The organism is Micromonospora sp. WMMD730, assembly GCF_049178955.1.
Lineage (GTDB): Bacteria > Actinomycetota > Actinomycetes > Mycobacteriales > Micromonosporaceae > Micromonospora > Micromonospora wenchangensis.
The window spans coordinates 350149-376255 of record NZ_JBMHML010000002.1; the positions used below are offsets into that span (position 1 = coordinate 350149).

Annotated in this window: 25 protein-coding genes and 1 pseudogene; 11 read left to right on the top strand and 15 right to left on the bottom strand. The window is 72.4% G+C overall.

Annotation, left to right across the window (positions count from 1 at the left end):
* Positions 1-26 precede the first annotated feature (26 nt).
* The 7 genes and pseudogenes from ACN265_RS01635 to ACN265_RS01665 form a co-directional block, all read right to left on the bottom strand.
* Positions 27-923 carry a GNAT family N-acetyltransferase gene (locus ACN265_RS01635; protein WP_421405804.1) on the bottom strand — a complete coding sequence of 299 codons (897 nt, stop codon included), beginning with the start codon at positions 921-923 and terminating at the stop codon, positions 27-29.
* A gap of 660 nt (positions 924-1583) precedes the next feature.
* Positions 1584-2591 carry a LacI family DNA-binding transcriptional regulator gene (locus ACN265_RS01640; protein ID WP_421405805.1) on the bottom strand — a complete coding sequence of 336 codons (1008 nt, stop codon included), beginning with the start codon at positions 2589-2591 and terminating at the stop codon, positions 1584-1586.
* Between the two features lie 19 nt (positions 2592-2610).
* A complete protein-coding gene (locus tag ACN265_RS01645) occupies positions 2611-3990 on the bottom strand; it encodes a GH1 family beta-glucosidase (protein ID WP_357926135.1) in 1380 nt (459 codons plus the stop codon).
* Complete coding sequence (locus ACN265_RS01650) at positions 3987-4820, bottom strand: carbohydrate ABC transporter permease (RefSeq protein WP_204924754.1); 834 nt, start codon at positions 4818-4820, stop codon at positions 3987-3989. Before ACN265_RS01650 ends, ACN265_RS01645 begins: the two co-directional genes overlap by 4 nt.
* Positions 4817-5801, bottom strand: a pseudogene (locus ACN265_RS01655) (carbohydrate ABC transporter permease). The gene ACN265_RS01650 and the pseudogene ACN265_RS01655 overlap by 4 nt, the downstream one beginning before the upstream one ends.
* A gap of 97 nt (positions 5802-5898) precedes the next feature.
* The gene (locus ACN265_RS01660; RefSeq protein ID WP_421405806.1) at positions 5899-7206 is read right to left on the bottom strand and encodes an ABC transporter substrate-binding protein; all 1308 of its coding nucleotides are present in this window, start codon (positions 7204-7206) and stop codon (positions 5899-5901) included.
* A gap of 252 nt (positions 7207-7458) precedes the next feature.
* A complete protein-coding gene (locus tag ACN265_RS01665) occupies positions 7459-8220 on the bottom strand; it encodes a maleylpyruvate isomerase family mycothiol-dependent enzyme (protein WP_421405807.1) in 762 nt (253 codons plus the stop codon).
* Positions 8221-8290: 70 nt separating this feature from the next.
* Here ACN265_RS01665 and ACN265_RS01670 point away from each other — a divergent pair, with 70 nt between their 5' ends.
* Positions 8291-9382 carry a UDP-N-acetylmuramate dehydrogenase gene (locus tag ACN265_RS01670; RefSeq protein ID WP_420119108.1) on the top strand — a complete coding sequence of 364 codons (1092 nt, stop codon included), beginning with the start codon at positions 8291-8293 and terminating at the stop codon, positions 9380-9382.
* A 374-nt stretch (positions 9383-9756) separates the two neighbouring features.
* Here the strand turns inward: ACN265_RS01670 and ACN265_RS01675 are convergent, their stop codons facing one another.
* The gene (locus ACN265_RS01675; RefSeq protein WP_421405808.1) at positions 9757-10554 is read right to left on the bottom strand and encodes a class I SAM-dependent methyltransferase; all 798 of its coding nucleotides are present in this window, start codon (positions 10552-10554) and stop codon (positions 9757-9759) included.
* Positions 10555-10560: 6 nt separating this feature from the next.
* Complete coding sequence (locus ACN265_RS01680; protein ID WP_421405809.1) at positions 10561-11328, bottom strand: SDR family oxidoreductase; 768 nt, start codon at positions 11326-11328, stop codon at positions 10561-10563.
* Positions 11329-11510: 182 nt separating this feature from the next.
* On the opposite strand from ACN265_RS01680, the gene mshA reads away from it, so the two are divergent.
* From mshA to ACN265_RS01695, 3 genes are all read left to right on the top strand, one after another.
* Positions 11511-12875: a D-inositol-3-phosphate glycosyltransferase gene (gene mshA, locus ACN265_RS01685; protein WP_377682039.1), complete on the top strand. Its 1365-nt coding sequence runs from the start codon at positions 11511-11513 to the stop codon at positions 12873-12875.
* Positions 12876-12935: 60 nt separating this feature from the next.
* Positions 12936-13451, top strand: a complete 516-nt coding sequence (locus ACN265_RS01690; protein WP_088646095.1) for a YbjN domain-containing protein — start codon at positions 12936-12938, stop codon at positions 13449-13451.
* 76 nt (positions 13452-13527) lie between these two features.
* On the top strand, positions 13528-14262 hold the full coding sequence (locus tag ACN265_RS01695) for a hypothetical protein (protein WP_420118553.1): 735 nt from the start codon (positions 13528-13530) through the stop codon (positions 14260-14262).
* Between the two features lie 407 nt (positions 14263-14669).
* Here the strand turns inward: ACN265_RS01695 and ACN265_RS01700 are convergent, their stop codons facing one another.
* Positions 14670-16010: an MDR family MFS transporter gene (locus ACN265_RS01700; RefSeq protein WP_204924763.1), complete on the bottom strand. Its 1341-nt coding sequence runs from the start codon at positions 16008-16010 to the stop codon at positions 14670-14672.
* Between the two features lie 151 nt (positions 16011-16161).
* On the opposite strand from ACN265_RS01700, the gene ACN265_RS01705 reads away from it, so the two are divergent.
* The gene (locus tag ACN265_RS01705) at positions 16162-16929 is read left to right on the top strand and encodes a phosphoglyceromutase (protein WP_088646098.1); all 768 of its coding nucleotides are present in this window, start codon (positions 16162-16164) and stop codon (positions 16927-16929) included.
* Positions 16930-17002: 73 nt separating this feature from the next.
* Here ACN265_RS01705 and phoU read toward each other — a convergent pair whose 3' ends face one another.
* Complete coding sequence (phoU, locus tag ACN265_RS01710; protein WP_420118550.1) at positions 17003-17656, bottom strand: phosphate signaling complex protein PhoU; 654 nt, start codon at positions 17654-17656, stop codon at positions 17003-17005.
* 212 nt (positions 17657-17868) lie between these two features.
* Between phoU and ACN265_RS01715 the strand changes: the two genes are divergently transcribed.
* On the top strand, positions 17869-19152 hold the full coding sequence (locus ACN265_RS01715) for a sensor histidine kinase (protein WP_421405811.1): 1284 nt from the start codon (positions 17869-17871) through the stop codon (positions 19150-19152).
* 22 nt (positions 19153-19174) lie between these two features.
* Positions 19175-19858 (top strand): response regulator transcription factor, encoded by a 684-nt coding sequence (locus ACN265_RS01720; RefSeq protein ID WP_067314784.1) that lies wholly within the window; start codon positions 19175-19177, stop codon positions 19856-19858.
* A 13-nt stretch (positions 19859-19871) separates the two neighbouring features.
* Here ACN265_RS01720 and ACN265_RS01725 read toward each other — a convergent pair whose 3' ends face one another.
* Positions 19872-20684: a hypothetical protein gene (locus ACN265_RS01725; RefSeq protein ID WP_421405812.1), complete on the bottom strand. Its 813-nt coding sequence runs from the start codon at positions 20682-20684 to the stop codon at positions 19872-19874.
* Positions 20685-20757: 73 nt separating this feature from the next.
* Here ACN265_RS01725 and ACN265_RS01730 point away from each other — a divergent pair, with 73 nt between their 5' ends.
* Both ACN265_RS01730 and ACN265_RS01735 read left to right on the top strand, forming a co-directional pair.
* Positions 20758-21702, top strand: a complete 945-nt coding sequence (locus tag ACN265_RS01730; protein ID WP_421405814.1) for a Ppx/GppA phosphatase family protein — start codon at positions 20758-20760, stop codon at positions 21700-21702.
* 76 nt (positions 21703-21778) lie between these two features.
* Positions 21779-22585 carry a sugar phosphate isomerase/epimerase family protein gene (locus ACN265_RS01735; RefSeq protein ID WP_204924768.1) on the top strand — a complete coding sequence of 269 codons (807 nt, stop codon included), beginning with the start codon at positions 21779-21781 and terminating at the stop codon, positions 22583-22585.
* A 14-nt stretch (positions 22586-22599) separates the two neighbouring features.
* On the opposite strand, the gene ACN265_RS01740 is transcribed toward ACN265_RS01735, so the two are convergent.
* From ACN265_RS01740 to ACN265_RS01750, 3 genes are read right to left on the bottom strand one after another with little or no spacing between them, the layout of a single operon-like run.
* The gene (locus tag ACN265_RS01740) at positions 22600-23148 is read right to left on the bottom strand and encodes a CGNR zinc finger domain-containing protein (protein WP_088646103.1); all 549 of its coding nucleotides are present in this window, start codon (positions 23146-23148) and stop codon (positions 22600-22602) included.
* Positions 23149-23167: 19 nt separating this feature from the next.
* Positions 23168-24334, bottom strand: coding sequence for a glutathionylspermidine synthase family protein (locus ACN265_RS01745; RefSeq protein WP_421405815.1), 1167 nt, complete (start codon positions 24332-24334; stop codon positions 23168-23170).
* 2 nt (positions 24335-24336) lie between these two features.
* A complete protein-coding gene (locus tag ACN265_RS01750) occupies positions 24337-24612 on the bottom strand; it encodes a hypothetical protein (protein ID WP_421405816.1) in 276 nt (91 codons plus the stop codon).
* Positions 24613-24754: 142 nt separating this feature from the next.
* Between ACN265_RS01750 and ACN265_RS01755 the strand changes: the two genes are divergently transcribed.
* Both ACN265_RS01755 and ACN265_RS01760 read left to right on the top strand, forming a co-directional pair.
* The gene (locus ACN265_RS01755; protein WP_204924770.1) at positions 24755-25675 is read left to right on the top strand and encodes a proline dehydrogenase family protein; all 921 of its coding nucleotides are present in this window, start codon (positions 24755-24757) and stop codon (positions 25673-25675) included.
* Positions 25676-25854: 179 nt separating this feature from the next.
* A complete protein-coding gene (locus tag ACN265_RS01760) occupies positions 25855-26067 on the top strand; it encodes a helix-turn-helix domain-containing protein (protein ID WP_088646105.1) in 213 nt (70 codons plus the stop codon).
* Positions 26068-26107: the final 40 nt, after the last annotated feature.

Below are 26107 nucleotides of genomic sequence, written 5' to 3' on the forward strand. Positions count from 1 at the left end.
GTGGGGTGATCCGGCCGGATGTGTCGTCAGGTGAGTTCGCGGAGGCAGGACCAACTGGATGCCGTCTGGCGGTAGCCGAGTCGGGTGTTGATCGCCAGCATCGGGGCGTTGGCCTCGTCGTTGGCGGTGTAGGCAGTCCGTACCCCATTGCCGGCGGCCCGGTGCAGCGCGGCCTGCTTGGTCAGTCGCGCCAGCCCTCGGCCCCGGTACTCCGGCCGGGTCGCGGTGTAGTCGGACCACATCCGGTCGCCGTCCCGCTTGACCAGGCTGAGTGCGACCAGCGCACCGTCGACCTCGGCGACGGTGCTGGCGTCCCGGTCCAGCCCCGGGTTCTCCCAGCACTCCGACCGCCAGTAGGAGTAGCTGGTCGCGTCCACCGGCACGTCGCCCGGCTCGTCCGGAGCGGCGGCGTCGTCGAGGAGATAGACCTGGTACGGGTCGAGCCCGGTGAGCGGGAGCAGACGTACCCCGGCGGGCGGTTCGGGCATCGGTGGTGCCGGGCGGAGGTCGAGCGCCGAGTAGCGCAGTTCCCGGCTCGGGGTGAACCCGTGCCGGCGGGCGTACGGCAGGGAGTCGGTCAGCGCCCAGGTCCGCACCCGGCGGACCCGGAGCGACCTCAGGTGCGCCAGAGCGGCGGTGAGCAGCGCCGTTCCGGCCCCCCGGCCCCGATGCCCCGGATGCACGTGCAGGGTGGAGATGTCCCCGAAGTTCGGCTCGGAGGTCTGAGCGTTCCGGAACGCCGAAACCCAGCCGGTGATCTGCCCGTCCGTCTCGGCGACCCAGGCCGCCCAGTTCTCCTCGGGTGGTGGCTGGGCGATCATCTGCCGGGTCGACGCGATCCCCCGCACCAAATACGGATGGACGAGCGACCGCAGCGCCACCACCCTCGGCGCGTCGTCTGGTCGGGCGGTACGGATCAGCACCCGTGCCACCCCGCCCCCGGCCGGACTGCGGAGCGCTTTTCCTCGTCGCCGGGAGGCACGGGCGAGGGACGACGCGATACAGCGGTGGCAGGCATGCCCGCGAGCGTAGGCATCCGTCGCAGCCGACTGCTACGGCTTTACGTCGTCCCCTACCGTCGTCGCTCTGTGTAGCGGTTGAGAGGGAATGTGACCGTGGCTACTCCAGGTAATCGCCCGCCCACCCCCATCACTTCTCACTTCCTTCCTTTGCTCTGCTGCCCTCTGCGCGACAGGTGTCTGACCTGGCGCAGGGTGGGCGGACGCCCTGCTGATGCTTATCGTGGACGACTACTCACGGTGCCTGTCGCTTGGATGGCAGCAGAGCAAAGCGTCGAGATGGGATGTGGGTGGGCTGCGGCTATCTCACTCAAAGTGATTATGTTGGGCGATGCTCAAATATGCCGGGTGGCCGGGTGGCCGGGTGGCCGGGTGGCCGGGTGGCCGGGTGGCGGGGTTGCCGGGTGGCCGGGCGGCGGGAAGTGCGGGGAAGTGGGCGAGTAAGGCGCGAGTGGGGGCGGCGAAGGCGTGGGTGTCGGGCCGGGAGCGTCGGGCGGGGAGCAGGGGGCGGGGAAGGGAGCGTCGGGCCGGGAGCGGGGCGGGGGAAGGGAACGGGCGGAGGGGTCAGGCGGACTGCCTGATCACCAGCTCGGTCGGCAGCACCACCGCCCGCTCCACCTCCGCACCATCGGCCAGGGCCAGCAGCAGCCGGGTCATCTTCCGGCCCAGCTCGACGATCGGCTGTCGCACGGTGGTCAGCGGCGGCTCGGTGTAGGCGGCCGTCTCGATGTCGTCGAAGCCGATCACCGCGACGTCCTCCGGCACCCGCCGGCCCGCCTCGTGCAGCGCCCGCAGGGCGGCGTGCGCCATCAGGTCGGAGGCGGCGAAGACCGCGTCCAGATCGGGGTACGCGGCGAGCAGCCGACGCATCGCGATGGTCCCCGACTCGCGGGTGAAGTCGCCGTACTCGATCATCTGCGGCAGGCCGGCGGCGACCACGGTGTCGCGGTAGCCGGCGAGCCGTTCGATGCCGGCGACCATGTCCTGCGGGCCGGCGATGGTGGCGATCCGACGACGACCGTTGTCGATCAGGTAGCGGGTCGCCCTGGCGACCCCCCCGATGTGGTCCACGTCGATGTAGGGCACGTCGGCGGCGTCCAGCGGCCGGCCGCTGCACACCACCGGGATGCCCAGCCGGGCGAGCCGGCCGGGCAGCGGGTCCTCCCCGTGCAACGAGGCGAAGAGCACCCCGTCGACGTGCCGGCCGGTGGTGTAGCGGGCGACCCGGTCGTGCCCGGCGGGTGAGCCGGCGAGCATCAGCACGAGCTGCTTGTCGGCGGCCTCCAGCTCCTGGGCCGCGCCCCGGATGAGCCCGGGGAAGACCTGGTCGTCGGAGAAGACCCGGGTGGCCGCCTCCGGCAGCACCAGGGCGACCGAGTCGGTCCGCTGGGTGACCAGGCTGCGGGCGGCCAGATTCGGCACGTACCCCAGCTCGGCCACCGCCCGGCGGACGGCCTCCTGGATCGGCTCGGCGACCGTGGTGGAGCCGTTCACCACCCGGGAGACCGTCGCCCGGGACACGCCGGCCTGCCGGGCGACCTCCTCCAGGGTGGGTCGCTGTGCCGCCGTCATACCCGCCACCACCACCTCGTCACAGCCCGTTCCGGGAGATCACCTCCTGGTACCACCGGGCGCTCGACTTCGGGGTGCGCCGCTGGTTCAGATAGTCGACGTGGACGATCCCGAACCGCTTCCGATAGCCCTCGGCCCACTCGAAGTTGTCCAGCAACGACCATACGAGATAGCCGCGCAGGTCGACTCCGCGGGAGATGGCCTCGTGCGCGGCCCGCAGGTGCCCGTCCAGGTAGGCGATCCGGTCGGCGTCGTGGATCCGGCCCGCCGCGTCGGCCGCCGGGCTGCTGCCGTCGTCGGGGAACGCGCCACCGTTCTCGGTGATCATCAGCGGGAGCCCCGGGTAGTCGGTGGCGATCCGCACCAGCAGCCGGGTCAGCCCGGCCGGCTCGATCTGCCAGCCCATGTCGGACACCGGCCCGGTGGCGGGCAGGAACTCCACCGCCCCCTCGGTGCCCGGGTAGGCGCTGCTGCCCGCCCCGTCCGGGCGGCCCGCGACGTAGGTCGGCGAGTAGTAGTTGATGCCGAGCAGGTCCAGCGGCGCGGCGATGATCTTCTCGTCGCCGTCCCGGACGAACGTCGGCTCCACCATCCGGGCGACGTGTTCGAGCACGTCGGCCGGGTAGCCGGCGCCGGTCAGCGGGTCCAGGAAGATCCGGTTCTGGAGGCCGTCGACGAGACGTACCGCGGCGGCGTCGGCGGCGCTGCCCGGGTCGGCAGGCGCGACGTCCGCCGGGTTGAGGGTGATCCCGACCGTCCGCGCGCCCGCCGCCCGCAGCGCCCGCGCCGCAAGGCCGTGCCCCAGCAGCAGATGGTGTACGGCCCGGAACGCCGCCCCCGCGTCCTGCTCACCGGGGGCGTGCACCCCGTTGCCGTACCCGAGGTACGCCGAGCACCACGGTTCGTTGAGCGTCGTCCAGGTGCGGATGCGGTCACCGAGCCGGGCGTGCACCGCCAGGGCGTAGTCGGCGAAGTGCTCGGCGGTCTCCCGGCTGGCCCAGCCGCCCCGGTCCTGCAACGTCTGCGGCAGGTCCCAGTGGTAGAGCGTGACGATCGGGTCGATGCCCCGGTCGAGCAGCGCGTCGGTCAACCGGTCGTAGAAGTCCAGGCCGCGCGGGTTGACCGGGCCGGTGCCGTCCGGCCTGATCCGGGGCCAGGCCACCGAGAACCGGTACGCGGCCAGCCCCAGCTCGGCCATCAGCGCCACGTCGTCGGCGTACCGGTGGTAGTGGTCGCAGGCGACGTCACCGGTATGCCCCGCGAACACCTTGCCGGGCGTACGGCTGAAGGTGTCCCAGATGGACTCACCGCGACCGTCGTCGCGGGCCGCGCCCTCGATCTGGTACGCGGCGGTCGCCGCGCCCCACACGAAGCCCTCCGGAAATCGAACCTCATTCACGCTTTGACCGCACCTTCCATGATGCCGCCGATGATCTGGCGGCCGAACACGACGAACACCAGCAGCAGCGGCAGCGTCGCGATCGCCGTGCCGGTGAACACCTGCGACATGTCCTGGTAGTAACCGTCGGAGAGGGCCCGCAACGACAACTGCACGGTCGGGTTCTCCGGGTCGTTGAGCACAGCGTACGGCCAGAGGAAGTCGTTCCAGGTCGTCATGAACGTGAGCAGGCCGAGGACGGCGGCGGCCGGGCGCAGCGCGGGCAGCACCACGTTCCAGTAGATCCGCAGCGTGTGGCAGCCGTCGACCCGGGCGGCCTCGATCAGCTCGGTGCTGACCGCCTGAGCCGCGTACTGGCGCATCATGAACACGCCGAACCCGGTGACCAGGGCCGGGACGATCACCGCCGGCAGCCGGTCGTTCCAGTTCAGCTTGGTCATCAGCAGGTACAGCGGGATGACCCCGAGCTGGGTGGGCACCATCATGGTGGCGATGATGATCATGAGCAGCGCGTTGCGGCCCCGGAACCGCAGCTTGGCGAAGGCGAACCCGGCCAGCGTGGAGAAGAGCACCACCGAGAAGGTGACGCTGACCGCGACGATCGTCGAGTTGACCAGGCCGGTGAGGAAGTGCGCGTCGGGGTTGGCGAACAGCCGGGTGATGTTCGCGCCGAGGTTGCCACCGGGGGTGAGCGGTGGCGGAACCTGGCCCATCGCGTCGCTGCTGCGGCTGGCGACCACGAACATCCAGTAGATCGGGAAGATCGACAGCAGGGCGGTGAGCGTCAGTGCCGGGTAGGTGAGCCGGCCGGCCGACCAGATGCGGGTCATCGGTCCCCCTTGCGGGCGCCGCCGCCGAGCCGGCGCAGGATCAGTACGTTGATCGCCGCGACCACCGCGATCAGGGCGAAGAGCAGCCAGGCGACGGCCGAGCCGTAGCCGAAGTTGTAGTGCGGGGCGAAGGCGTTCTCGAACATGTACATGGTCATCGTCTGGGATTCGCGCAGCGGCCCGCCCCGGATCGCGTTGGTGCCGGAATTGAACAGCCGGGGCTCGGTGAACAGTTGCAGTCCGCCGATCGTGGAGATGATCACCGCGAAGATGATCGTGGGTTTGAGCAGCGGCACGGTGATCGACCAGAACTGCCGGGCCCGGCCGGCCCCGTCGATCGAGGCGGACTTACAGGTCGCGGGGGATGGCCTGCATCGCGGCCAGGAAGATCAGCGCGTTGTAGCCGGTCCACCGCCAGTCGACCATGGCGGAGATTGCCGTCCAGGCGGCGAGCCGGTTCGCCTTCCAGTCGATCGCGTCGACGCCGACCAGGTCGAGCAGCCAGTTGATCATGCCGAACTCGCGGCCGAACAGCACCGCGAAGACGATCGCCACCGCCGCCGTCGAGGTGACGTTGGGCACCAGCACCGCCATCCGCCAGGTGGTCCGTGCCCGCAGCCGCCGGTTGAGCAGGTTGGCCAGCCACAGGGCGGCGAGCAGCTGCGGCACCGTGGAGAGGACGAAGATGCCCAGGGTGTTCACCACCGAGTTCCAGAAGTCGGCGTCGGCCAGCAGTTGGGTGTAGTTCTGCGCGCCCACGAAGGCCGGGTCCACCCCCAACAGGTCCCAGTCGTGCAGCGACACCCAGAACGTGTACGCCAGCGGGTACAGCCCGAAGATCGCGAAGAGCAGGAAGAACGGCGTCACGTACAGGTAGGGCGAGTACCTGACGTCGAGCCGGGCCAACCGGTGCTCCCGCTCCGGCCGTCTGCTCCGGGTCCGTACCGCCCCCGGCGGCGGACCGTCGACCTGAACAACCATCTCCCGTGCTCTTCCTCTCGTGGTCCCGGCCTGCACCTGCCCGCCCGGCCGGGGGCGGGGCCGCGGATCGGGCCCGCGGCCCCGCCCCCGCACGGGGTTACTTGGCGGCGGCCTTGCGGGCGTTGGTGGTGGCGTCGGTCCAGCCCTGGGCGGGGTTGCGTTGGCCCAGCTCGACGGTGCGCACGGCGTTCTCCACCTCGGTGCGGACGGCCTGGTTCTTGGGGCCCATGTAGACCGGCTTGAGGCTCTTGGCGCCGGCGGCGAAGATCCTGCCGACCGGGGCGTCGGAGAAGTACGCATTCGTCGAGTTGACGATCGCCGGGTCGTCCAGCGCCTGCGGGGACGACGGCAGCGGCCCCTTCTCCTGGAACGCGCCGATCTGGCCCTTGGCGCTGGTCAGGAACTTGGCCAGCTCGATCGCCTCGGCCTGGTGCCGGCTCTGCTTCGGCACCGCCAGGTAGGAGCCGCCCCAGTTGCCGCCGCTGCCGGGCACCTGGGCGATGTCCCACTTGCCCTTGGCGTCCGGGCCGGCGTTGCCCTCGATCACCCCGGTCATCCAGGCCGGGCAGGCGATGGTGGCGAACTTGGCCTGCTTGAAGGCCGACACCCACTCCTCGGACCAGGCCCCGTACCGGCCGGACAGGCCGGAGTCGATGATGTCGACGGTGGTGTCGTACGCCTGGCGTACCGCCGGATTGCTGTCGACCACCAGCTTGTCGGCGGTGTCGTAGTAGCTGTAGCCGGTGGTGTTGCCGGCGGTCTGCAACAGGATGGTGTTGAAGGTGTTGGTGGCGGCGTCCAGGAAGGCCGCGCCGGTGTTCCTGGCCTTGAACTGCTCGCCGACCCGCACGTAGTCCTGCCAGGTGGGCCAGAGCTTGGACACGGCCTCCCGGTCGGTGGGCAGGCCGGCGGCGGCGAAGAGGTCCTTGCGGTAGCAGATCGCCATCCCGCCGACGTCGGTGCCCAGCCCGATGAGCTGCTTGCCGTCGGCGGTCAGCCCGCCGTTCCACTTCCACTCCAGGAAGTTGCCCCTGAGGTCGGCGGCACCGTGGTCGAGCAGGTTGACAAAGTTCTGCGGGTTGGCCTTGTACTCGACCAGCAGCCCCTCCTCGATGGCGACCACGTCCCCGGCGCCCTTGCCGGCGGCGAGCCACTGGGTGAGCTTGGGGGAGTACTCGTCGAGGTTGCCGCCGGTGCCCCGCTCCACGATCTTGATGCCGGGGTGGTCGGCCTCGTACTGCCGGTAGAGCTTCTCGTAGCCGAACTGGCCGAACACGTCGACGGTCAGCGTGACCGGCCCGCCGTCGGCGGCCTCGTCGTCGCCGCCGCAGGCGGTGGTGCCGAGCAGCGCGGTGGTGGCCACCAGGGCGATCGCCGCGAGGCGGCGGCGGGAAAAGACACCCATGGGTCGGGACCCCTCTCAGGTCGGGTGGTGGGGTGTGGACCTGCGTATGAGCGGGCCGCACGGGTCGTCGGCCCGGATTCGATCTCGGTGAGAGAGCGCTCTCACGACAGGGTGGTGGGTCGATGGGCTCCTGTCAAGAGAGCGCTCTCTCAGACCGCACGGCCCGCCCGGAGCTAACACCGGGAACGCCGAGAGCGGCCGTCCCGGCAGGAACGGCCGCTCTCGGTACGCGGCGTACGGTGGGGGCGGGCGTCAGCCGACGCGCAGGCCCTCCAGCAGGGAACGGTCCCCCGCCACCCCCAGGGTGTCGAAGCTGATCCGGCCCCAGAGCGCCAGCAGCAGGTCGCTGGCCGAGCCGGTGACCTGCACCCGGGCGTGGTGGTCGTCGTGCCCGAAGACCGTCGCGGTGTCCAGCAGCGCCACCCCCTCACCACGCATCCGCAGGTACCAGTCCTGCGCGGCGTCGCTGGCGGTCAGGTGCACCACCCCCTGCCACTGCCCCGAACCGCTGCGCCGACCGGCCGGCAGCCAGGTGTCCAGCACCTCGCTGACCCCGTCGGTGGCGAGCTTCGCCTCGATCGGGTCACCGGCGGCGATCGCGAGCTGGGCGTCCCACCGGTGCACCGCCGTCTCGTGCGCCATCCGCCGCGTCCAGAACCCGGCCTTCTTCGGCTGCGGCGCCCAGTTCCACGCCGGGGCCTCCGGGTCGAGCGCGTCGAAGAGGGTCATCAACCGGTCGTACTCGTGCTGCCAGAGCTGGAGCGGCGTCAACCCGGCGGGCAGGTCGATGGTGTCGTCGCGGCTCGCCGGCTGCGCGGTGTCCCCGGCGCCGGCCACGGAGTGCACCCAGTGGTAGAGGCCGGCCAGGTGCACGGTCAGGTCCGCCACCGTCCACCCCGGGCAGGACAGCACGGGTGTCTCCGGCGGGGCCTCGGCGACGGCCGCGGCGAACGCCGGGCCGTCGACCCGGAGCGCTCCCAACCAGAAGTCCTTCGTAGCGTGCAGTCTGCTCATCGCAATCCTCCCCGGGGTGACCCGGCGACCAGTGGGTGCCGCGGCTACCCCTCAGCCTAGGGTGAAAGGCGTGTCAGACGTCTACGCCAAACCGACAACGGACGCGCAACCCGCCGATCCGGCCGCCCTGGCGGAATACACCACCCTGCGCCTCGGTGGCCCCGCCGCCCGCTGCGTGGCCGCCACCAGCGCCGACGAGATCGTCCACCGGGTCCGCGAGGCGCACCGGCGCGACGAACCGGTGCTGGTCCTGGCCGGCGGCAGCAACGTGGTCGTCGGGGACGCCGGTTTCCCCGGCACCGTCGTGCTGATCCGGTCGCGGGGCTTCGCCGTGGTCGCCGAGGACACCGACACCGTCACCGTACGGGTCGAAGCCGGCGAACCCTGGGACGACCTCGTCGCCGCCACCGTCGGCAACGGCTGGTCCGGCCTGGAGTGCCTCTCCGGCATCCCCGGCTCGGCCGGCGCCACCCCCATCCAGAACGTCGGCGCGTACGGCCAGGAGGTCGCCGAACGGATCACCGGCGTCCAGGTGTACGACCGCGCCGAGGACCGGCTCACCACCGTCGCCGCCCAGGACTGCGGCTTCGCGTACCGGGGGAGCATCTTCAAGTACAGCGACCGCTGGGTGGTGCTCTCGGTCGACTTCCGGCTGGACCGCTCACCGGTGTCCGGGCCGGTCCGCTACGCCGAACTGGCCCGCTCGCTCGGCGTCGAGGTCGGTGACCGGGTGCCGCTGGCCGCCGCCCGGGACACGGTACTGACCCTGCGCGCCGGCAAGGGCATGGTGCTCGATCCCGCCGACCCGGACACCTGGTCGGTCGGCTCGTTCTTCACCAACCCGGTACTCGACCGGGCGGCGTACGACCTGCTGCGCGAGCGCGCCGCCGACATCGGCGAACCCCCCTCCTGGCCCTGCCCCGGTGACCTGGTGAAGGTCAGCGCCGCCTGGCTGATCGACAAGGCGGGCTTCGCCAAGGGGCACCCCGGGCCGGGTGGCACCGCCATCTCTGGCAAGCACACCCTGGCCCTGACCAACCACAGCGGCACCGCCCGGACCGCCGACCTGATCGCCCTCGCCCGGGAGATCCGCGACGGCGTCCACACCCGCTTCGCCGTCCCCCTCCACCCCGAACCCGTCCTCATCAACTGCACCCTCTAACCCCCACCCGCCCCGCCGGCCCCGCCCGTGTTGATCAAGAGGTTTGCGTCATCCTGGCCCGCCCCCGTGACGCAAACCTCTTGATCACCGAGCCCATCCCGGCGGGGCGGCGCATGGTGCCGAGGTGGCCGGTGCCGGTGGGCGTGATCAAGAGGTTGGAGCCGTTCTCGGGCGGCCAGCTGACGCAAACCTCTTGATCACCGGTGCCGCCCCCGTCGGGGTGGGGCGGGCCGGGCCGGGTGGGTCGGGTGATCAAGAGGTTTGCGTCACGCCGGCGGCGGATTCTGACGCAAAGCTCTTGATCAACACGGCGGGCGCGGGGCACGGGCGCGCGGGTGCGGGTGGGGGTGGGGGTGGGGGTGGGGGTGGGGCGGTCAGGTGGGGGCGATGGTGGGCCAGGGGAGGGTGAGTTCGCCGTGACGCCAACGGTGGGGGCGGTCGAGGACGGGCCAGCCGGTGGACCGGAGGGTGCCGACGGCGGTCAGCCACCGTTGGCGGGGGCCGAACGGGGCCAGCCCGGCGGCTGCCTGCCAGGCGTCGTCCAGGGCGCGGAGCAGGGCGTGGATACGTTCGCCCGGCACGTTGCGGTGGATCAGCGCCTTCGGCAGGCGCTCGGCCAACCGGGCCGGGCTCTCCAGCGTGGCCAGCCGGGCGGCCAGGGTCAGCGTCCGGGGGCCGGTGGAGTCGATCAGCAGCCAGCCGGCCAGCCGGCCCAGCTCGTCGCAGGTGCCCTCGACCAGCACCCCGCCCGGGGCGAGCCGGTCGGTGACAGTCCGCCAGGCGTCGGCGACCTCGCTCTCGTCGTACTGGCGGAGCACGTTGAACGCCCGGACCACGGTGGGCCGCAACCCGGCCAGTTCGAAGCCGCCCCGGGCGAACGTCAACCCCGGTGGGTCGGCGGCCGGCGCGGCGGCGGCCACCCGTACCGGATCGATCTCCAGCCCGACCACCCGGACGCCGGCGCGGACCCGGGCGGCCAGCCGGTCGCGCAGCTCGACGGCGGTGACCGGGGTGGCGCCGTAACCGAGGTCCACCACCAGCGGGTCGGCGGCGGCCCGTAGCCGGTCGCCGCAGGTCTCGACGATCCAGTTGTCGACCCGGCGGAGCCGGTTCGGGTTCGTCGTCCCCCGGGTCACCAACCCCACCGGCCGCTGCCGACCCCGGTCAGCCATCCCGGGTCACGACCCGACCCGGTGCACCTTGTGCTGGGCGGCCTGGGCCAGCGGGCGGACCACCAGACGGTCCACGTTGACGTGGTGCGGGAGGGTGGCGCACCAGGCGACGCACTCGGCGACGTCGTCGGCCACCAGCGGCTGCGCCACCCCGGCGTAGGTGGCGTCGGCCTTCGCCGCGTCCCCGCCGAAGCGGTTCAGGCTGAACTCCTCCGTCCGGACCATCCCGGGGTCGATCTCCACCACCCGGACGGGCCGGCCGCACAGCTCCAACCGCAGGGTGCCCGCCACGGCGGTCTGCGCGTGCTTGGCCGCGCTGTATCCGCCGCCGCCCTCGTAGACGGTGAAACCGGCGGTGGACGAGAGCACCACGACGGTGCCGGCGCCGGAGCGCTCCAGGGCCGGCAGCAGGGCCTGGGTGACCCGCAGCGTGCCGAGCACGTTCACGTCGTACATCCACTGCCAGTCGGCGACCGAGCCGGTCTCCACCGGGTCCAGCCCGCGCGCCCCGCCGGCGTTGTTGACCAGGACGGTGACCGGGCCGGGGGCGTCGGCGGCGGCGCGGGCCAGCCCGGCCACCGACTCGTCCGAGGTGACGTCGCAGGCCACTGCGGTGGCGCTGCCGCCGGCCGCCGCGATCTCGGCGACCAGACCGGCGAGCCGGTCGGTGCGGCGGGCGGCGGCGAGCACGTGGAAACCCTCGGCGGCGAGCCGGCGGGCGGTGGCCGCGCCGATCCCGCTGGACGCCCCGGTGACGATCGCGACAGAGGTCATCAGGTCATTCTCACCCTGGCGGCGTGACCGGCCGCTCCGGGCCCCGTGATGAGGTCCGTCACGCCCGCGGCCCGGGGCGAGGCATTTCCGAAGCCCGATGGGGAAGATTGCATCCGGCGCGAAGGTTGTCCGAGGAGCGCCGGTCGTGCGGGACGGCATCAACCGTGACAGAAGGAGCGGACGTGGCGGATCAGCACACCGGTGTCGGTCGTCAGCGAGGTTCCCTGCCGTGGCCGCGGCCCCGCCGGATCGCCACCCTGTCGGTGCACACCTCACCGTTGCACCAACCGGGCACCGGCGACGCGGGTGGCATGAACGTCTACATCCTGGAGGTCGCCCGCCGGCTCGCCGAGGCGAACGTCGAGGTGGAGATCTTCACCCGGGCCACCTCCGGTGACCTGCCCCCGGTGGTGGAGATGGCCCCCGGGGTGCACGTCCGGCACGTCACCTCCGGCCCGCTGGAGGGGCTGACCAAGGAGGAGCTGCCCGGTCAGCTCTGTGCCTTCACCGCCGGGGTGCTGCGGGCCGAGGCGGCCCGCCCACCGGGCCACTACGACCTGATCCACTCGCACTACTGGCTCTCCGGCCAGGTCGGCTGGCTGGCCAAGGAGCGCTGGGGGGTGCCGCTGGTGCACACCGCGCACACCCTGGCGAAGGTGAAGAACGCCCAGCTCGCCGCCGGTGACCGGCCGGAGCCGAAGGCCCGGGTGATCGGCGAGGAACAGGTGGTCGCCGAGGCCGACCGGCTGGTCGCGAACACCCGGGCGGAGGCCACCGACCTGATCGACAGGTACGCCGCCGACCCGGCCCGGGTGACGGTCGTCGAACCGGGGGTGGACCTGGCGCGGTTCCGACCCGTCGCCGGGGACCGGGAGGTCACGACCCGCGCCGCCCGTCGTCGGCTGGGCCTGCCCACCGACGGGTACGTCGTCGCGTTCGTCGGCCGGATCCAGCCGTTGAAGGCCCCCGACGTGCTGGTCCGCGCGGTCGCCGCGTTGCGCGAGCGCGATCCGGCCCTCGCCGACCAGGTGACCGTGGTGATCTGCGGCGGCCCGAGTGGCAGCGGCCTGGACCGGCCCACCTCCCTGATCGAGCTGGCCGGTTCGTTGGGGGTGGCCGACCGGGTGCGTTTCCTGCCGCCGCGCACCGGGGACGACCTGCCCGCCCTCTACCGGGCGGCCGACCTGGTGGCGGTGCCCTCGCACAACGAGTCCTTCGGGCTGGTGGCCCTGGAGGCGCAGGCCTGCGGCACGCCGGTGGTCGCCGCCGCCGTGGGTGGCCTGGTCACCGCCGTGCGCGACCAGGTCAGCGGCGTGCTCGTGCACGGCCACGATCCGACCGACTGGGCCCGTACGCTGGCCCGGCTGCTGCCCGACCGGGCCGGTCGGGAGACGCTGGGTCGGGGGGCCGCCCGGCACGCCCGCAGCTTCTCCTGGGAGCGCACCGTCTCCGGGCTGCTCGCCGTCTACGGCGAGGCGGTCACCGGGCACCGGGAGCGGCTGGCGGCCCGGCTGGCCGACGGTCCGGCGCTCACCGGCTCCTGGTGACCGGGTGCCCCGCCCCTCGTCGCCGGGTGGGGCGGCCACGGCGGCCGTAGAGTGGGTCCGATGAGCGCGAAGAGCGAGCTGGCGGCCCTGATCGAGGCGGTCTGCACCGAACGGGAACTGGACTGGGAAGCCACCGGCGAGGGCTCGTACGCGGTCACCCTGCCGGGCACCCACAAGCTGAAGACGATCTGCAACCTGATCGTCGGCGAGCACGCGCTGCGGGTCGAGGCGTTCGTGATGCGCCAGCCCGACGAGCGGCGCGAGGAGCTGTGGGCGTGGCTGCTGCAACGCAACGCCCGGATGTACGGGGTGGCGTTCTCGATCGACGCGGTCGGCGACGTCTACCTCACCGGGCGGGTCAACCCGTCCGCCGTCGACGCCGACGAGCTGGACCGGCTGCTCGGCGCGGTGCTCAGCTACGCCGACGAGTCCTTCGACACCATGCTGGAGATCGGGTTCGGCAGTTCCATCCGCCGGGAGTGGGAGTGGCGGGTCAAGCGGGGCGAGTCGACCGCGAACCTGGCCGCCTTCGCCCACCTGTTCACCCCGTCCGCCGGAGGTTCGGACCGGTCCTGACGGGTATGCCGCAGCGCTGCGGCGCGGCAGTGTGGGACCCGCCGCAGGCCGAGGACGGACTGTCGAGGAGCGTGTCATGGCTCAGCGGAACAGCTCAGGTCGCGGCGCGACGGCGACCGGGACCACGCGTCAGGCCGGCAACCGGACCCCGAACACGCCGGGCATCTCCGAGTCGGAGATCTCCCGGATGAGGGTCGACGAGATCCGGGGTCAGTTGCGTCGGCGGGGGGTCTCCGGGATCTCCGCGTTGCGTAAGCCGGAACTGGTGAAGGCGCTCGCGCGGACGTTGCGCGCGGAGGGACGGGCCGGCGGCGCCGCCCGCCGCAGCACCGGCCCGTCCGGCCGGGCACCCGCCCGCCGGAGCACGGCCGGGGCCGCGAAGGCCAATCCGTCGCGTACGCGGGCGAAGGCGACGCCGGCGAAGGCCGCCCGCGCCACGGGCGTGCGCACCGGCCGGTCCACCTCCCGTTCGGTGCGCTCCGCGCAGCTCATCACGTCTCCGGCGGACCGTCCGGAACGTCCCGGGCGCAGCCTGGTGACCACCAACCACCAGGTGATCCGGAACTGGGCCGCGGCCCGGGGCGCCAAGCCGGCGACCATCGCCGGTACCGAGCGCAACGGCCGGCCGGGGGTGCTCACCTTCGACCTGCCGGGTTACCGGGAGAGCCGCCGGTTGCGGGTGGTGACCTGGGACGACTGGTTCCGGACGTTCGACTCGCGCAAGCTGAACCTGATCTTCCAGGAGCAGTTGCGGGACGGCCGGCCGAGCAACTTCTTCCGGACCGAGTCACCCGATCGGGAAGACGGCTGAGGGGTTTACCGGAATGGCTGCCGGGTAGCCGCGTGTTGGCAGTCACGGAGCCCGGAACAGGAGCACCGGAGCGGGGACGGTCGGTGTTGTGACCGGCGAGACAGTGCTCGAAGGTTGAATCCGGAATCCGGGCGAACTAACTTTATTGCACCGCGTCACGCTCGGAAACGTTCGGGGGAGCGGCGGATCGATCAGATCCGTGCACCGAGCGAGACGCAATCGGGTGGGTCACACCGTTGGGGGACGGTGCCACCCGGGAACCGGCGGCGCGAGCGGGCGACGCTTACGGGGGTGAGGGTCGCCCGCCGCCGCCGGGCAGGCGGTACGAGCGCCCACCGCGACCATCGGTCGCCGGTGGGCGCTCTGCCGTTTGAACCGGTGCCACCGCAGGCGCGGTGGGGGCGTACTCAGGCGGGGGTGCGGGCCGGGACCGGCTCGGCGGGTGCGGTCGCGGCAGCCTCGGCCGACTGCGGGGCCGGCGGTCCGACGGCGGTGACCGGCACGACGGGAACCTCGGGGCGGCGCAGGCGGGTCGCCCGGCGTTCCCGGGCCGGCCCGGAGAGCAGGTGGGCCAGCGCGGTCGCCACGCCGATCGCGGCGCAGCCCAGCCAGAGCGTGGCGTTGCCGGCGTGTTCCCGGACCAGTCCGCCGAGCAGTGGGGCGACCGCCCCGGCCACCTGCCAGGACAGCGAGAAGACACCCTGGTAGCGGCCCCGTAGCTCGGCCGGGGAGAGTTCGGCGATCAGGGTGGCGTTGGACGGGGAGTTGAGCATCTCGCCGAGCGTCCAGATCAGCACGGTCAGCCCGAAGAACCAGGCGGCGTCGGCGAACGCGGTCAGCCCGAAGCCGACCCCCATCACCACCGAGGCGAGGGCGAGCACGTGCGACCGGCTCCGCCCACGGATCAGCCGGGGGACGAAGAGCTGCCCCACCACGATCAGCACCCCGTTGAGCGCGATCACCGAGCCGTAGGTGGCGGGGGACAGGCCGGCGTCGCCCATCGCGATCGGCAGCATCGAGATGTGCTGGAGGAAGACCAGCGCGCCGAAGAGGTTGAGCACGACGAACCCCAGGAACACCCGGTCGGCGGCGATGGTGCGCAGCGCACCCACCCGGGGCGGGCCGCTCGTCGCACCCTTGACGGCGCTGGTCGTCGGGGCGCGGCGGGTCTCGCCGACCTTGACGAAGATGATCAGCGCGGTGACCAGGGTGGTGGCCGCGTCGACCACGAACAGCAGCAGGTAGCCGGCCTCGGCGGCGAGGCCGGCGAGCACGGCGGCGCAGGCGAAGCCCAGGTTGATCGCCCAGTAGTTGAGCGAGAACGCGCGCAGCCGGTCCCGCTCCGGCACCACGTCGATCATCATGGCCCCGAAGGCCGGCCGGGCGGCCTCGGCGAACGTGCCGAGCAGCAGCGCGCCCACCGCGACCGCCCAGAGCGGCCGGGCGAAGCCGAGCGTCAGCATCATGGTGGCCGCGCCCAGGTGGGCGGTGAGCAGGGTGGGCCGCCGTCCCCAGCGGTCGACCAGGGTGCCGCCCACGGTGGTGCCGACCGCGCCGCCGACCCCCCACAGGCCCATCACCAGGCCGGCCTGGGCGGCCGAGAAGTGGCGGGCCTGGGTCAGGTAGATGGCGAGGAAGACCAGCACGAACGAGCCGAGCCGGTTGATCAGGGTGCCCGTCCAGAGGTACCAGAAGGTCCTCGGTAGCCCGCCTGTGGTCTCCCGGAACCAACCCCGTACCGTCCGCACGCCCGCGCCCCCGCTCAGGTAATGACCGCTGTCCTTGAAGCGCCTTACAACCTAGTTCCGGGGGCGGACACCGGTCATCCGTTTTTCCACGTGGTGGTCGTCACCACCACCGCCCGCGTGTCCCCGGACGCCGTGCGGCAGGATGATCGGCATGACTGCGAGCGAGGGGCCCACCGTCGGGACGCTGGTCCTGCTGCGGCACGGCGAGAGCGACTGGAACGCGAAGAACCTCTTCACCGGCTGGGTCGACGTCGACCTGACCGCCAAGGGTGAGGCGGAGGCGCGCCGCGGCGGCGAACTGCTGCGCGAGCACGACCTGCTGCCGGACGTGGTGCACACCAGCGTGATGCGCCGGGCGATCCGCACCGCCGAGCTGGCGCTGAACGCCGCCGACCGGCACTGGATCGCGGTGCGCCGGTCGTGGCGGCTCAACGAGCGGCACTACGGCGCCCTGCAGGGCAAGAACAAGAAGCAGACCCTGGACGAGTACGGCGAGGAGCAGTTCATGCTCTGGCGTCGCTCGTACGACACGCCGCCGCCGCCGATCGCCGACGACGACGAGTTCTCCCAGGTCGGCGACCCGCGGTACGCGCTGCTGCCGACCGAGCTGATGCCGCGCACCGAGTGCCTCAAGGATGTGGTGGCGCGGATGCTCCCGTACTGGTACGACTCGATCGTGCCGGACATCCTCGCCGGCCGCACCGTGCTGGTGGCGGCGCACGGCAACTCGCTGCGCGCCCTGGTCAAGCACCTCGACCAGATCTCCGACGAGGCGATCGCCAAGCTGAACATCCCCACCGGCATCCCGCTGCGCTACGACCTCGACCCGCAGCTGCGCCCGCTCACCCTGGGCGGGACCTACCTCGACCCGGCCGCCGCCAAGGAGGCCGCTGCCGCCGTCGCCAACCAGGGCCGCTGAGCTGACGACAGGGCTCCCGGCCCGGCGGAGATCGCCGGGCCGGGATCCCTGTCCCGTCGTCGGGCGGTGCGGGTCAGCCGGCGGCGGGGGTGGTCTCCCCGGTGATCAGGTAGACCACCCGCTCACCGGCGTTGACCGCGTGGTCGGCGAACCGCTCGTAGAACCGGCCGAGCAGGGTGGCGTCGATGGCGGTTTCCACCCCGTACGGCCACTCGTCGCCGAGCAGCATGCCGAACAGGCTCTTGTGCAGGTCGTCCATGACGTCGTCGTCGCGGTCCAGTTCGGCGGCGATGTCGGCGTCGGGGGTGGCCAGCACCTTGGCGATCTTCTCGGCCATCCGGTCGGCGACCGAGGCCATGTCGGTGAAGACGGGCCGCAGCTCGGCCGGTACCGCCGGGGAGGGGTGCCGGCGCAGCGCGGTCTTCGCCACGTGGTCGGCCAGGTCGCCCATCCGCTCCAGGTCGGCCGCGACGTGCAGCGCGGTGATCATCGCGCGCAGGTCGGAGGCGACCGGCGCCTGGCGGGCGAGCAGGTCACAGACCCGCTCCTCGACGTGCTGGTAGAGGTCGTCGATCTCGGCGTCCCGCGCGATCACGGCCTCGGACGCCTCGCGGTCGGCGGTCAGCAGGCCGCGGGTGGCCTGGCGCATCGCGGCGCGTACGCCGTCGGCCATGTCCACCAGCAGTTGGCTGACGATCTGCAGGTCGGCCCGGAACTCGTCGCGCATCGTCACTTCCTGGGGTCGGTGCCGCCGGTGGTCGCGGGGACCGTTGGCGTACGGGTTGAGCAGGTGCGCGACCCACCGTAGGCGGGGGTGACGGGAGCCCAGATGAACCCGGATGAACGACGCGGGGCCCGGGAGTGAATTTCTGCCAAAGCGAGTGTGGTTCGTCCTGTTATGGGCGATAGCCAGGTTAACAATGACCCTACGATCGCCGCATGGAATGGGCGGTGGCGATCGTGGTGGCCCTGGTGACCGGACTGGTCGCCGGGCTGCTGCTGGCGCGTCCCGTCCAGACCTGGCGACGCCGTGCGGCGTCGCCCGGGGGCGAGGGCCCCCACGGGAACCTGGGGAGGCGTGCGATTCCCGACGACCAGTCCGGCGGGCTCAGCGGGCTCGGCCGCAAGACCATCGACTCGCTGCGCGCCGGCGTCGTGGTGCTCGGCCCGGACGACGTACCGGTGCTGGTGAACCCGGCCGCCCGGGCGATGGGACTGCTCCGTACCGGCGCCACCCCCGGCTCCATCGCGGCCCACCCGCTGATCCGTACCCTCGCCGGACAGGTCCGGCGGACCGGGGTGCGACGCGAGATCGAGCTCGACCTGCCCCGTGGCCGCGACAACGCCGGGGAGAACCCGCTCGGCGTGCACCTGCGGGCGATGGGCATCGGCGGCGGGTACATCGCCGTCGAAGCCGCCGACGTGACCGAGTCACACCGGCTGGCCCGGGTCCGGCGGGACTTCGTGGCCAACGTCAGCCACGAGCTGAAGACCCCGATCGGGGCGCTGCAACTGCTCGCCGAGGCGCTCGTCGACGCCACCGAGCCGGCCGACGGTGCACCCGACCTCTCCGAGGACATGCTGGCCGCCCGCCGGTTCGCCGAGCGCATCCAGCACGAGTCGACCCGGCTCGGCCGGCTGGTGCAGGAGCTGTTGGAGCTGACCCGGCTCCAGGGCGCCGAGCCGCAACCCGCGCCGGAACCCGTCGCGGTCGACTGGGTGATCGCCGAGGTGCTCGACCGGACCCGCACCTCGGCCACCGCCCGCCGGGTCCAGGTGGTCACCGAAGGACAGCGGGGCCTGACCGCGTACGGCAGCGACAGTCAGCTCGCCACCGCCGTGTCCAACCTGGTGGAGAACGCGATCACCTACTCCGGCGAGGACACCACCGTGCGGGTCGTCACCCGGGCCGACGACGACCACGTCACGGTCTCCGTCACCGACCAGGGCATCGGCATCGCCCCCACCGACGTCGACCGGATCTTCGAACGGTTCTACCGGGCCGACCAGGCCCGCTCCCGCGCCACCGGTGGCACCGGCCTCGGCCTGGCCATCGTCAAACACATCGCCAGCAACCATGGCGGCCGGGTGGAGGTGGCGAGCACCCTGGGTGGGGGGTCGACGTTCACCCTCCGGCTACCCGCCAGCCCTCCGGACGCCCTGGAGTCGCTACTGCCGTCCGCTGGTATCGACCCGGCCCGACCGACCCTGCGCCGGGCCTGACCGTAGGAAAGGAAACACCCCGTTGAGCCGCGTACTGGTGGTCGAGGACGAGGAGTCGTTCTCCGACGCCCTGTCGTACATGCTCCGCAAGGAGGGTTTCGAGGTCTCCGTCGCCGCGACGGGCACCTCCGCCCTCACCGAGTTCGACCGGACCGGCGCGGACATCGTGCTGCTCGACCTGATGCTCCCGGAGATGTCCGGGACGGAGGTCTGCCGGCAGCTGCGGCAGCGCTCGCACGTGCCGATCATCATGGTGACCGCCCGGGACAGTGAGATCGACAAGGTGGTCGGGCTGGAGATCGGCGCCGACGACTACGTGACCAAGCCGTACTCGCCCCGGGAGCTGGTGGCCCGGATCCGGGCGGTGCTGCGCCGGCAGAGCCCCGAGGTGACCGAGTCGGGGGCCCCGACGCTGGCCGCCGGCCCGGTCCGGATGGACATCGAGCGGCACGTGGTCACCGTCGACGGGGCCGCCGTGCAGCTTCCGCTCAAGGAGTTCGAGCTGCTGGAACTGCTGCTGCGCAACGCCGGCCGGGTGCTCACCCGGGGGCAGCTCATCGACCGGGTCTGGGGGGCCGACTACGTCGGGGACACCAAGACCCTCGACGTGCACGTCAAGCGGCTGCGTTCCAAGATCGAACCGGAGCCGTCCGCGCCCCGGTTCATCGTCACCGTGCGCGGGCTGGGCTACAAGTTCGAGCCGTAGGCCGGCACGGCGTTCACCCCTGCGGGCTGGCCGGGTGCGGGGCGATCTGGCCCTGGCTCAGCCGGGCCGCGCACAGCTCGGCCAGCCTCGCGTAAGCGGGTGCGCCGACCAGCGCGGTCAGCTCCGGGCCGTACGACAGGTACATCGGCTCGGTGCCGACGTGCGCGTCGGTCGACGAGGTGCACCACCAGTCCAGGTCGTGCCCGCCGGAGCCCCAGCCCCGCCTGTCGAACTCGGCGAGCGTCGACACCAGCACCTTCGTGTCGTCGGGGCGGGTGGTCCACTCCTGGTCCCGGCGGATCGGCAACTGCCAGCACACGTCCGGCTTGTACTCCAGCGGGTGCACGCCGTCGCGCAGCGCCTGGCCGTGCAGCGCGCACCCGCCCCCGCCGGGGAAGTCGGCGTCGTTGAGGAACACGCACGGGGCGTCCTCGCCCCGGGTGGCGGTCCGTCGGGCCGGGTTCTTGCCGTCGATGGTGTCGGTCGCGGTCCAGTTCTTCGTACCCTTGCGGAAGTGCTGCCAGGTCTGCGGGGTGAGCCGCTTGACGGCCGCCCGGACCCGCTTCTCGTCGTCGGTGTCGGTGAAGAACGCGCCGTGCGAGCAGCAGCCGTCGGCGGCCCGGCCGGCGACGATGCCGTGGCAGCCCCGGCCGAACACGCACGTCCAGCGGGACAGCAGCCAGGTGAGGTCGGCGCGCACCAGGTGCCGTTCGTCGGCCGGGTCGACGAACTCGATCCACTCCCGGGGGAAATCCAGCCCGACCTCCCGGCTGCGGGGGTCGTCGGGGGCGTCCACCAGCACGTGCAGCTCCACCTGGCTCGTCACCCGGCCCAGCGTACGCGCGCCCGGTGCGGCCGGCCGGCGTGCCACCGAAACCCGGTGGCCCTAGGGTCTTCCCATGCGGCTGGGTGTGCTCGACGTCGGTTCCAACACGGTTCATCTGCTGGTGGTCGACGCCCACCACGGCGCTCACCCGTGGGCGGCGCACTCCGAGAAGGTGGTGCTGCGGCTGGCCGAGCAGATCGGCCCCGACGGCGCACTCACCCGGGCCGGTGCCGACGGGCTGGTCGAGGCGGTCGGGGCGGCCCGGGCATCGGCCACCGCGCTGGCCGCCGACGACCTGCTGGCCTTCGCGACCAGCGCGGTGCGCGACGCCACCAACGCGGCCGAGGTGCTGACCCGGGTGCGGGAGGAGACCGGCGTACGGCTGGAGGTGCTCTCCGGTGCGGACGAGGCGCGGGCGACGTTCCTCGCGGTCCGGCGTTGGTTCGGCTGGTCGGCGGGGCGGTTGCTGGCGATGGACATCGGCGGCGGCTCGCTGGAGCTGGCGGCCGGCATCGACGAGGACCCGGAGGTGGCGGTGTCGCTGCCGCTGGGTGCCGGCCGGTTGAGCCGGGACCGGCTGCACGTCGACCCGTCCGGGCTGACCCCGCCGACCGCAGAGGCCGTCGAGGAGCTGCGGGAGTACGTCGACGCGCAGCTCGACCCGGTGGTGGAGAAACTGGCCGGGGTGGGCTGGGAGCGGCCGGTCGCCACCTCGAAGACCTTCCGGACACTGGCCCGGCTGGCCGGGGCGGCCCCCTCCTCGGCGGGCCTGTGGGCGCGGCGCAGCCTCACCCGCACGGGGCTGCGGCAGGTGCTGGGGTTCGTCCGGCACATCCCGCCGGCCCAGCTGCCCGAGCTGGAGGGGGTGAGTGCCGGCCGGGCCCACCAGTTGCTGGCCGGGGCGGTGGTGGCCGAGGCGGTGCTGCGCCGGCTCGACGTGCCGGCGGTGGACATCTGCCCGTGGGCGCTGCGTGAGGGCGTCATCCTCAGACGGTTGGATCAGCTCGAACCGATGTGACGTACGCCGGTCGTTGCGCGGCTTTTGCTGCTGCTCGTCCGGAACTGTGGTGGCGGCCCCGGTTACCCTCGGGGATGTGACTTCCCGCGTCCCGGTGCTCCTGTCCAGTTCCTCGGTCTTCCCTGAGCGGACCGCGGCGGCGTTCCAGCTCGCCGCGGCACTCGGCTACGACGGGGTCGAGGTGATGGTCTGGACCGACGCCGTCAGCCAGGACGCCGGGGCGCTGCGCGGCCTCGCCAAGCACTACGGCGTCCCGGTGCTGTCCGTGCACGCCCCCTGCCTGCTGGTCACCCAGCGGGTGTGGAGCCCCGACCCGTGGGAGCGGCTGCGGCGGGCCGCCGAGCTGGCCGACACGCTGGAGGCGCCCACGGTGGTGGTGCACCCGCCGTTCACCTGGCAGCGCGACTACGCCCGCAACTTCGCCGACGGGCTGCGCACCGTCGCCGACCGGTTCACCGGGCTGCACTTCGCGGTGGAGAACATGTACCCGGTGCGGATGGCCGGCCGGCAGTTCGTGCCGTACGTGCCCGGTTGGGACCCGACCGAGGTCGGCTACCCCGCGTACACCCTCGACCTGTCGCACTGCGCCGCGTCGCACAGCGACCCGCTGGCGATGGCCGACCGGATGGGCACCGGCCTGGCCCACGTCCACCTCGGCGACGGCACCGGGGAGGGCCGCGACGAGCACCTGGTGCCCGGCCGGGGCACCCAGCCCTGCGCCGAGCTGCTGCGTTCCCTGGCCGGACGCGGCTTCACCGGCTCGGTCGCGGTGGAGGTGACCACCCGGGGCGCCAAGAGCCGCGCCGTCCGCGAGTCCGACCTCCGCGAATCCCTGGCCTTCGCCCGCGCCCACCTCACCGCCCCCACCCCCCTCAACGCCTGAGCGCGGGGGAGGGGTCAGGGGACCGGGGTGAGGGTGGGTTGTTCGGCGGCGCGCTTGCGGGCGCGGTGGGCGGCCACGTGCGAGCGGGTGGCGCAGCGCTCCGAGCAGAACCGGCGGCAGCAGTTCGACGAGGTGTCCAGGTAGACGTTGCCGCAACGTTCGTCGGCGCAGACCCCGAACCGGGCGCTGCCGTACTCGCAGAGCCACACCGACAGGCCCCACGCCGCGCCGGCCAGGTATTCGGCGCTGACCGAGGCGCCCCGGCTGGTCACGTGCATGTGCCAGTCGCTGGAATCGTGGCCGGAGATGCGCGGCTGCACCGGGAACGCCTCCAGCAGCGCGTTCAGTTCGGCCACCGCCTGGGCGTCGCGCCCCGAGGTGCCGTACTCGAAGACGTCGCGCAACCGCTTCTGCGCCCGTCGGAAGACCGCCAGGTCCCGGTCGGCCACCTCGTCGCGCATCCACGCGTTCTCGTCCGGAATGAGGGCCCGCAGGTCGTCGAGGTCGTCCAGGTGGGCGTTGACGAGGTCAACCCCGGTCCTGGCGTACGCGTCGAAGTTCACCCGACCAACGGTAGACGACTCACGCGGCACGCGGCGCGTCGATGTAGTGCGGCAGGAAGCGCGCGTAACCGTCGGTGATCAGACTTTCGCTCTCCCGGATGCCGACGCCTGCCGACTCGCCGTCGACGATCCAGCTACCCAGCACCATTCGGCCCCCGTCGAACTGTGGCAACGGCCGGAACTCCTGATAGCAGAAACCCTCGTCGCCATAGATCCCGGGATTGCTGATCTCCGTGTCGCCGGTCACGATGCGTACCGAACCACCCTCGCGGCCGAGCAGCGGCTTCGCCACGTACTCCGGCATCCCGCGTGGCGAGTCCAGGTACGCCGGCAGCAGGTACTCGTGCCCCGGGAACAGCTCCCAGAGCACGGCCAGCAGCGCCTTGTTCGACAGCAGCAGCTTCCAGGCCGGTTCGATCCAGGTGGTCGGGGTGCCCGGCTCCAGCGCCGGTCGGCCGTACGGCTCGGCCAGCATCCACTCCCACGGGTAGAGCTTGAAGCAGGTGGTGACCGGCCGGTCGGCGGCGTCGACGAAGCGCCGGCCGTCCCAGCCGACATGCTGGATCGGCAGCAGGGTCACGTCCAGCCCGGCCTGCCGGGCCGTCTCGGCCAGGTAGCCGGCGGTGATCTGGTCCTCCCCGGACTCCTCCTCGTTGGACCAGCACACGTGCACCCGCCGGTCGTGCAGCCCCGCCCCGATCTTGGCCCACGCCCCGACCAGCCGCTCGTGCAGGCTGTTCCACTGGTCGGCGTCGGGCCGGGTGTCCTCCAGCCAGTACCACTGCACGATGCTCGCCTCGACCAGGGCGGTCGGGGTGTCGGCGTTGTACTCCAGCAGCTTCGGCGGCCACGTGCCGTCGTAGGCGAGGTCGAACCGGCCGTACAGGGTGGGTGGGCGCTCGTGCAGCGACCGGGCGACCGCCTGCGCCGCCCACGCGGGGATGCCGAACTCGGCGTACCGGTTGCGGGCCACCACGTGCTCGGCGGCGGCCACCGACATCCGGTGCAGCTCCTCGGTCGCCTCCTCCAGCCGCAGCACCTCGTCGAGGTCGAAGGCGTACGCGGCGGACTCGTCCCAGTACGACATGATCTCGCCGTCGGGCAGTTCGGTGTCGACGTACACCAGGCCCTGGGTACGGATCACCGCGTCGGAGTCCGGTCGGGGGGTGACCCGCTCCCGGCGCACCGTCAGCCGCCGCAGGAGGCGAGATGGGTGCCGAATCCGCCGCGCTCCGGCAGCGCGCCGGCCACCGGGTCCGGCGCGGCGGCCCGGGGGCCGATGCCCACGGTCGGCACCTGCATGGCGAGCGCCACGGTGTCCCCGCCACCGACCGGCCCGAGGGCGCAGTCGTCATCGTCGTCGTCGGAGGTGAGGTTGCAGCCGGAGAGGGCGAGTGCCAGCGCGGTGAGCGCGCCGAGCTGCACGGAGGCCGACCGCAGCCGGCGGCGGGGGTGTCGTTCCACGTTCATGGTTGTAACTGATCCACGCCACCGGCGCGTCCCCTGACCGGCCCGCTGCCGTGGCCGGAACCGGTCCGCCCGGCCGCCGGAACCGGTCCGCCCCGCCGCCGGGCGCGGCCGCACGGTCGGGCGTTACGCTCGGCTCATGCTCCGTTCCGTCATCCTCGCCGCCTCCCGGTCATCCCAGGTCGAGCGGCTCGTCGCGACGGCCCCGTTCACCCGGGACGTCGTCCGCCGGTTCGTCGCCGGCACCGGCACCGACGACGCGTTGCGCGCCACCCGCGAACTCGTCGCCGACGGCCTGACGGTCACCCTCGACAACCTCGGCGAGGACACCGTCACCCCCGACCAGGCCACCGCCACCCGGGACGAGTACCTCGCCCTGCTGCGGGCGCTCGACGCCGCCGGGCTCACCCCGGCCGCCGAGGTGAGCGTGAAGCTCTCCGCCCTCGGTCAGCGCTTCGACGAGCAGCTCGCCTACGACAACGCGCGGGCGATCTGCGTGGCGGCCGACGAGGCGGGCACCACGGTCACCCTGGACATGGAGGACCACACCACCACCGACTCGACCCTGGACACGCTGGTCAAGCTGCGCAAGGACCACCCGTCGACAGGAGCGGTGCTCCAGGCGTACCTGCGGCGCACCGAGTCGGACTGCCGGGAGCTGGCGGGTGCCGGGTCGCGGGTCCGGTTGTGCAAGGGCGCGTACGCCGAGCCGGAGTCGGTGGCGTACCAGTCGGCCCGGGAGGTGGACAAGTCGTACGTGCGCTGCCTCAACGTGCTGATGTCCGGGGCGGGCTACCCGATGCTGGCCACCCACGACCCGCGCCTGATCGCCATCGGCGAGGACCGGGCCCGCTGGTTCGACCGGGGGCCCGGCGAGTTCGAGTTCCAGATGCTGTACGGCATCCGCCCCGAGGAGCAGGCCCGGCTGGCCGGCGAGGGCTACACGGTGCGCACCTACCTGCCGTACGGGGAGGACTGGTACGGCTACCTGATGCGCCGTCTCGCCGAGCGCCCCGCGAACCTGGTCTTCTTCGGCCGGGCCCTGGCCTCGAAGAAGTAGGCCACCGGGGAACACCAGGTCACGACCGGGTGAACGACGCCTGGAGCGCGATCAGTTGTGGGAAGGGATCGCGCAGGTCACAGCCGCCCCGCTACCGTACTGGTAACACGCGCGTTGCCGGCCCGTACGGGAGCTCCGTCGGGTGGCGCGCGCCGGGCATGGGATGGGTCGGGTGAGCCATGGCCGGGTCGCAGTCCTCCGACGGTCGGCTGTCGGACGTCAGGTTCCTCACGGTCGCCGAGGTCGCCTCGGTGATGCGGGTCTCCAAGATGACGGTCTACCGCCTGGTGCACAGCGGTGAACTCACCGCCGTGCGGGTGGGCCGGTCGTTCCGGGTGCCTGAGCACGCGGTGCACGACTATCTGCGGGGGGCGTTCCAGGAGACCGCCTGACCCCGCCGATCGCGACGTAACGGGCATCGACGGGGGCGCG

Bases quoted from the DNA above. Each gene is read 5' to 3' on its own strand.
- ACN265_RS01640 (WP_421405805.1), bottom strand. From the start codon at position 2,591: ATGACGGCGGCACAGCGACCCACCCTGGAGGAGGTCGCCCGGCAGGCC.
- ACN265_RS01650 (WP_204924754.1), bottom strand. From the start codon at position 4,820: ATGACCCGCATCTGGTCGGCCGGCCGGCTCACCTACCCGGCACTGACG.
- ACN265_RS01660 (WP_421405806.1), bottom strand. From the start codon at position 7,206: ATGGGTGTCTTTTCCCGCCGCCGCCTCGCGGCGATCGCCCTGGTGGCC.
- ACN265_RS01665 (WP_421405807.1), bottom strand. From the start codon at position 8,220: ATGAGCAGACTGCACGCTACGAAGGACTTCTGGTTGGGAGCGCTCCGG.
- ACN265_RS01675 (WP_421405808.1), bottom strand. From the start codon at position 10,554: ATGGCTGACCGGGGTCGGCAGCGGCCGGTGGGGTTGGTGACCCGGGGG.
- ACN265_RS01680 (WP_421405809.1), bottom strand. From the start codon at position 11,328: ATGACCTCTGTCGCGATCGTCACCGGGGCGTCCAGCGGGATCGGCGCG.
- ACN265_RS01690 (WP_088646095.1), top strand. From the start codon at position 12,936: ATGAGCGCGAAGAGCGAGCTGGCGGCCCTGATCGAGGCGGTCTGCACC.
- ACN265_RS01695 (WP_420118553.1), top strand. From the start codon at position 13,528: ATGGCTCAGCGGAACAGCTCAGGTCGCGGCGCGACGGCGACCGGGACC.
- ACN265_RS01705 (WP_088646098.1), top strand. From the start codon at position 16,162: ATGACTGCGAGCGAGGGGCCCACCGTCGGGACGCTGGTCCTGCTGCGG.
- phoU (WP_420118550.1), bottom strand. From the start codon at position 17,656: ATGCGCGACGAGTTCCGGGCCGACCTGCAGATCGTCAGCCAACTGCTG.
- ACN265_RS01715 (WP_421405811.1), top strand. From the start codon at position 17,869: ATGGAATGGGCGGTGGCGATCGTGGTGGCCCTGGTGACCGGACTGGTC.
- ACN265_RS01730 (WP_421405814.1), top strand. From the start codon at position 20,758: ATGCGGCTGGGTGTGCTCGACGTCGGTTCCAACACGGTTCATCTGCTG.
- ACN265_RS01755 (WP_204924770.1), top strand. From the start codon at position 24,755: ATGCTCCGTTCCGTCATCCTCGCCGCCTCCCGGTCATCCCAGGTCGAG.
- ACN265_RS01760 (WP_088646105.1), top strand. From the start codon at position 25,855: ATGGCCGGGTCGCAGTCCTCCGACGGTCGGCTGTCGGACGTCAGGTTC.